General features: G+C 41.4%; 7 protein-coding genes. 4 read left to right on the top strand and 3 right to left on the bottom strand.

All coding sequences use genetic code 11. The features are described 5' to 3' along the window. Nucleotides 1-137 precede the first annotated feature (137 nt). Nucleotides 138-485, top strand: coding sequence for a helix-turn-helix domain-containing protein (locus ACYQ2O_RS09555; protein WP_346025598.1), 348 nt, complete (start codon nt 138-140; stop codon nt 483-485). Between the two features lie 214 nt (nt 486-699). Here ACYQ2O_RS09555 and ACYQ2O_RS09550 read toward each other — a convergent pair whose 3' ends face one another. After that, entirely contained in the window at nt 700-1,866 is a 1,167-nt protein-coding gene (locus tag ACYQ2O_RS09550; RefSeq protein WP_346025597.1) for a glycoside hydrolase family 27 protein, read from the bottom strand. Nucleotides 1,867-2,103: 237 nt separating this feature from the next. Beyond that, nucleotides 2,104-2,445, bottom strand: a complete 342-nt coding sequence (locus ACYQ2O_RS09545) for a hypothetical protein (RefSeq protein WP_346025596.1) — start codon at nt 2,443-2,445, stop codon at nt 2,104-2,106. Nucleotides 2,446-3,024: 579 nt separating this feature from the next. On the opposite strand from ACYQ2O_RS09545, the gene ACYQ2O_RS09540 reads away from it, so the two are divergent. From ACYQ2O_RS09540 to ACYQ2O_RS09530, 3 genes are all read left to right on the top strand, one after another. Further along, nucleotides 3,025-3,792 carry a dihydroorotate dehydrogenase electron transfer subunit gene (locus ACYQ2O_RS09540; RefSeq protein ID WP_346024929.1) on the top strand — a complete coding sequence of 256 codons (768 nt, stop codon included), beginning with the start codon at nt 3,025-3,027 and terminating at the stop codon, nt 3,790-3,792. Next, nucleotides 3,792-4,700, top strand: a complete 909-nt coding sequence (locus tag ACYQ2O_RS09535; protein ID WP_346024930.1) for a dihydroorotate dehydrogenase — start codon at nt 3,792-3,794, stop codon at nt 4,698-4,700. The genes ACYQ2O_RS09540 and ACYQ2O_RS09535 overlap by 1 nt, the downstream gene beginning before the upstream one ends. A 155-nt stretch (nt 4,701-4,855) precedes the next feature. Further along, entirely contained in the window at nt 4,856-5,689 is an 834-nt protein-coding gene (locus tag ACYQ2O_RS09530) for an exodeoxyribonuclease III (protein WP_346024928.1), read from the top strand. A 92-nt stretch (nt 5,690-5,781) separates the two neighbouring features. Here ACYQ2O_RS09530 and ACYQ2O_RS09525 read toward each other — a convergent pair whose 3' ends face one another. Next, complete coding sequence (locus ACYQ2O_RS09525; RefSeq protein WP_346024927.1) at nt 5,782-6,573, bottom strand: HD-GYP domain-containing protein; 792 nt, start codon at nt 6,571-6,573, stop codon at nt 5,782-5,784. Nucleotides 6,574-6,741: the final 168 nt, after the last annotated feature.

Genomic DNA, 6,741 nt, shown 5'->3' with positions numbered 1-6,741 from the left:
ATTGAGGCATTTGAAAATCCAGGCAGTGCAGTACGAGTGGGTGAGATTACGAAGAAGCAGTCGCAATTATATAACACCTTAGGTGTTGTGCCCCCGACCACGTTATAATTTTTTGGGAATCTAGGTTGTCTTACTATGTGGAACAGTTTCCAGCAGATAGGGTAAAAAGCGATATCGACTATGTTCAGCAGGCAAAAAAATACATTTATCAGCATTACTGGAAAGCATCTCTGACGGTCTCTGATATTGTGGGAGCTGTAAATATTGAGCGCAGCTATTTATTTCGACTGTTTAAGGGCGAAACAGGGCTGCCGATTTCTTCTTACATTAGGCAAGTCAGAATTCAGCAAGCAAGTGTGCTGCTGGAGTCTTCTGACTTGTCAGTCAGCTCCATCGCTTACTCTGTAGGGTACAAAGATCCGTTGTATTTTTCTAAAGTATTTAAAAAGACAACGGCAAAAACACCGTCTGCTTATAGAACATAGAAAAACACGTTATCGAAAGAGGACACAGTTACCTGACTCCCGGTAGTAGGTAATCAAGTCCTCCAAAGCCTGTCTTTCGCAGCCCAGAGGCACTTTAAGACAGTCCAGACAGGAAAATGTTCGGGCTGTCCGCGAGACGACTTTCAAATTTAAAGCAACTTCGTCCGGGTGAAGAGGAACCTTGCAGTGCTGGCAAGTAGTAGGGTTACTCATGTCAGCTGACAACTTTCGCTCTAACAATGAGACAATCATGCTTTGGCACAACGGGATTATAGCGTTCTTTAAATTGTCCGATTGTTTTATGCTCCCAGCAGTCATATAGTTCAAGAGAACATTTAGAAGCATAAGGAAGACCCATATCCCAGAACTGCAGCGATATTTCACGCTGCGTGTCACTTAAGTTAAAGAAACCGATGGCTAAATCGCCGTCTGACAGGACTTTGACTTGAATAAAGACATCATCGTCATGAAACCACTGAGGTTCGGGTTTTATACGGTAGGCACCTCTGCTTTCCACGTCCTGATTAATGGCAAGGAGATCTTTGTTCAGAAGAATGTCTTTGGTCATATGGCTAGCCTCACGTATATCACAGCCAATCATAAGAGGTGACCCCATCATGCTCCACAAGGAAAAGTGGGTTTTGTATTGACTGTCTGTGCAGCCTCCGATTTTACTGCCAATGAAGCCGTCATTACTGCCGCCATACATGCCGACAACCAACATGTCCATATCATTGTGGCAATATGACCCTGTATAACGCGCTTTATCCACTTGAGACAAGGTGAGTTTCTTTATGGATTCCCAATTATCCTGAATGTCTCCCGTGGAGCGGTACATATGAGCACCGGATTCACGAATCCAGTGATAGACATCATCTTCTCCCCAGTTACAGGCAGAAAATAAAATATCTCTTCCGGAATTCTTTAAAGCCAGACTCATGCGCTTGTAAAGCAGTTCCCCTGACATTTGTCTTGGCTTGAAGCAGTAGTCGTACTTAAGTAAATCAATGCCCCATTCTGCGAACTGTCTGGCATCTTCAAATTCGTGTTCAAAACTTCCTGGATACCCGGCACAAGTATGCGTGCCGGCGCAGGAATAGATGCCTAGCTTTAACCCTTTACTATGAACATAGTCAGCGAACGCTTTAATCCCACTGGGAAACTTTTCGGAATCGGGTACCAGCTGTCCATTTTCGTCCCGCTCTTTAAGACTCCAGCAGTCATCAATAACAATATACTCATAACCGGCATCTTTGTAGCCATCGGAAACGAAAGTATTAGCTACCTCTTTAATCAGCGTTTCATTGATATCCCATGTAAATGTATTCCAAGAGTTCCATCCTAGAGGAGGTGTGAGCCCCATAGTGTTTTGGCTTGTCATATCAGTTAGTCCACTCCTTAGTTTTTTTAACAGTAAACTTGTTGTTAAGCTGATTTAATCATAATCAGCAGCCAGTTAACTATAGGGATATGTTGTATTCGTATGGATGGATGTTGTTTTTTAAAAGAGGTCTTAATTGCCTAAAAAAGCACGGATTCAGTATTGGATTATTTCCAAACTGCTTCCGTGCATCTGTTTAATAATTTAGTGTTAGTTTATTAAATGATTATAGAAAAATCATTTTACTTCGACAATTTCTACGGGACCGTGATCATCACAGTGGTCGCCATGTACGTGGTGAAGCCGACCGTTGACTAAATAGTCTTTGTGGTCCCCATGCTGGACCATTTCATGTCCGCAGTCGCCGTCATGATGACAGCCACAGTTCATAGGGCTGCAGTCATCGGGGTTCTTTTCAGAAACATCTATGGCACACTCATCCCAGTGCCCCTTATGTTCGTGATGCAAATGCCCGTCATGGACATAATCAATATGGTCACCGTGCTTGATCTTAGTGTGTCCGCAGTCCAGACTGTGCTCATGCGTATGGTTTTTATGAACATCATGTTCCTCAGTCATTAATAGCCCCTCCTCAAGGTTGTCTCTAATTAAAATAGGAAAGTTAACGTAAGCATTCAGTGAAAAGAAAATCACCCAATTAATATCCTTGAGTATATTCTAGAGCAAGTTATACTTGCTGTAAAACGATATGCATAACTTCAAGTAAATGCATAATTAAAGTTCCAAAAAAGTTATGTGAAAATAATATCAAAATGATATTTATACCATTGACTTATCACCTGATAACTGGAATAATAAGAACAAATCACCCCTTTAATTACAGTCCCGTGAGTCTGGAAAAGGTGAAAGTATAGAGTATGCCGTTCTATGCCCTCTTTATTGCCCGTGGAAGATGGGCATATTTTTTATATGGGTTATTGTGAAGTTTTTATTAAAAGTCTATTATAATAGTTTTTTGAGATACACCTTTAAGCAAGTCCTGTGAGACATGCAAGGTTGTAATGAGTTTGTGCGGATTTTTTTCTGTACGTGTCCTCTTTGCAGCTTAGCAGAGAGGTTTTTTTGTGCATTGAGATTGCTCAAGAAAACCTTCAGATATAAGTATAGTAATTATTAATTAATGGAGGAGATAGAAATATGAAATTAATCAATGCAGAATTGCGAGGACTAGAAGTCATAGCAGATAAAACGATTAAAATGGAAATCCTAATGGAAGGGGCATTGCTTGAAACCATTCGACCCGGCCAGTTCGTTTATATTCAGATTGGTTCTTCAAGCGAACATATGCTTCGCCGTCCAATTTCCATAGCTGACGTCGATAGTAAAAAAGGTTTACTCACACTTGTTTTCAAAGAGCTGGGAGAAGGAACACGTAAACTCAGCAACATGAGGGAAGGTGAGCCGCTTAATATGCTCATTCCCTGTGGAAACGGCTATAAAATTGATCAGATAGAAATGACAAATGCTCTCCTGATTGGAGGAGGAATTGGAGTCCCTCCACTTTATTATCTGGCAAAGGAACTTGTAAAGAAAGGCATTGGAGTTACCACAGTCATTGGCTTTCACAATGAAAAAGATGTCTTTTTTGAAGAAGAGTTTAAAAGACTTGGAAACTGTTATGTCACCACAAATGACGGCAGTTATGGACAGCGCGGTTTTGTTACAGACATTATTAAGAGTGAACAACCAGTGTTTGATTATTATTTCGCCTGCGGACCCAATCCGATGTTAAAAGCAATCGAATCGACTCTAAAAGATAAAAAAGGCTTTCTCTCACTGGAGGAGCGTATGGGATGTGGGGTTGGTGCCTGCTATGCGTGCGTCGTACCAACTCAAGATGAAAAAAGCAGTAAGAAAATTTGTCAAGATGGTCCAGTCTTCCATACAGGAGAGGTGAAAATATAATGTCTCTAGCAGTCAACTTACCGGGGTTACAATTGAAAAATCCAGTTATGCCGGCTTCCGGCTGCTTCAGTTTCGGACGTGAATACAGTCAGTTTTATGATTTAAGCGAACTGGGAGCCATTATGATTAAGGCCGCTACTGAAGAGAAGCGATTGGGTAATAGTACACCTCGCGTAGCGGAAACAAAATCAGGTATGCTGAACGCTATTGGGCTGCAGAATCCGGGAGTACGAAGTATTATTGAAACGGAATTGCCCTTCCTTGGGTCTTTTGATTTACCCGTCATAGCTAATATTGCCGGCAGTACAGTTGAGGAATATGAGAATGTTGCTGCAGCGTTTAGGCAAACGGATCTAATTCATGCGATTGAACTGAATATATCCTGTCCCAATGTAAAAGAGGGCGGTGTGCAGTTCGGTATGATTCCAGAAGTAGCCTATGAAGTGACCAAGCGTGTTAAAAAGCGGTCTGATGTCCCCGTTTACGTTAAATTATCTCCAAATGCTGCGGACATCGTCGCCGTAGCAAAAGCGGTAGAACGTGCAGGTGCCGATGGACTAACGATGATTAACACCTTGACGGGTATGAAAATTGATTTAAATAGTAGAAAACCGTTATTGAGCAATAAGGTTGGCGGGTTATCGGGACCGGCGATAAAACCTGTCGCTATTCGAATGATCTATGAGGTATATCAAGCTGTTAGTATTCCCATCATAGGGATGGGGGGCATTCTCACAACGGAAGATATTCTGGAATTTTTGATGGCCGGTGCGAGTGCCGTTGCTGTCGGGACGGCCAATTTTCAAAATCCGATGATATGCAAGGAATTGATTGATCAGTTACCCGCCACGCTGAGGAAGTATGGGTTTGACAGTGTCAACGATGCTATTGGTAGTGGGCATGATTAGGGCTTAATAACACAGAGAAAAAAATAATAGTTTCTGATCCACAGCGCTGCTGTCTAATTTAATGTAGTCAGTTTTCAGTTAGAAATAATCGTTCTCCAAGCTCTTTAATGTTAAAATAGAAAGAGTAGTGTAAAAAGAAGCAAAGGAGAATAACAGTGAAATTAATTACATGGAACATCGATTCATTGAATGCAACCTTAACGAGCGACTCCAATCGTGCAGTAATGTCCAGAGAGGTTATGAATACCATTATCGAACAGAATCCTGATATTATTGCCATCCAAGAAACAAAACTACCTAGAACGGGCCCTTCAAAAAAACATGATAAAATTTTGAGTACACTATTCCCGGACTATGAATACGTCTGGAGAGTGTCTGAAGAGCCGGCTAAAAAAAGCTATGCGGGAACGATGTTTTTGTATAAGAGCCATCTGAAGCCAGAAGTTTCCTATCCTGAAATCGGAGCACCGGATACAATGGATAAAGAAGGACGGATTATCACACTCGAATTTGATGAGGTATACGTGACTCAAGTCTATACGCCAAATTCAGGGTCAGGCCTGGTCAGACTAAAAGAGCGCCAAATCTGGGACGAAAAATATGCCGACTATTTATCATCTTTAGACGAGAAAAAAGCAGTAATCGCAACGGGTGACTACAACGTGGCACACAAAGAAATTGATTTGGCTCACCCTGAGAGAAATCACAAGTCAGCTGGGTTCACTGACGAAGAGCGTGAAGGATTTACACGCTTATTGAATAGAGGATTTACAGATACCTTCCGTCATCTGCATGGTGATGTAACTGGACGCTATTCATGGTGGAATCAGCGTGCTAAAACGAGTAAAATCAATAACTCCGGCTGGAGAATTGATTACTGGCTCGTAAGCAGTCGTCTGGCAGATAAAGTACAAACATCTGATATGATTGACTCAGGAGACCGCCAGGATCACACGCCTTTAATGCTTGAAATTAATCTGAGTATGTAAGAATAAGCTCCATCGAGCTACTAAAGTGTAAAAATTGAAAATCTCCCCTACCGACAACATAAAACTGTCAGTAGGGGAGATTTTTTTGCATTTTAATGAAAGTCAGTCAGCTTTTCCAAATCATCCAGATTGTTTTGATTCTTAACGTGAATTTTTAGAATCGCCTCTTTTGCTGCTTCAATTGCCTCACGTAGATTGGGATCGAACTGTGTGCCGAGATTAGTCAAAACCTGCTTGTATGCTTCGTTAAAGGAAAGACCTCTGCGATAAGCTCTGGTGGATGTCATGGCATCAAAAGCATCTGCTACAGCCAAAATACGCGCTTCTAGAGGGATTTCAAGACCTTGAGAACCTTTAGGGTACCCTTTGCCGTCCCAGCGTTCATGATGGTAAAGAACGCCACATTTTAAGCCTTCAAGTCCTTCTACTTTTTCAACCATCTGAGCCCCAATAGTAGTATGGCTTTTAACCACCTCAAACTCACTTTTAGTCAGTTTATCAGGTTTTGTTAAAATGCCATCGGATATGTGGATTTTTCCAATATCGTGCAGCAGCCCACTTAGTCTGATGTTTTTTAGCTTGTTTTCATCCTGATACTGTGGGAGTTGCTGAGCGATGGCCACAGCATACTGGCTGACCCGTTCACTGTGGCCAAACGTGTAAGCGTCTTTAGCTTCCATTGCCACAATAAAGCTTTGAACAACTTGTTCCAGTTTCAACTCCATCGCATGTATGACAGTATTAACCTGTTTTTCATACAGCATATTCAGTTTAATCAGTAGAAGATAGCTGAATGTCGCTACGATAAGATATAACAAGAGACGATTAGATAAGTCTATCGTATCTGTTTCATAATACGTCCCTACTGGAAAAAAGAAGCTCACAATAGTCAGACTGATAAAGCCAACAGTGGAGGAGATTAATAATAACTCAAGTTTCGCACCCCTAAGAACGACGTTCTATCCTTTTACCGTAAAGATCAGTTAGAATATTGAACTTAAAAGTACAGAAAAAGACACCTCTCTTTGGTAAAATGTAGTTACCAACAAACA

It is taken from the genome of Alkalibacterium sp. m-11, from assembly GCF_054658155.1.
Note: the sequence above shows the minus strand (reverse complement) of the source record. Positions and strands in the feature narration are given on the sequence as shown.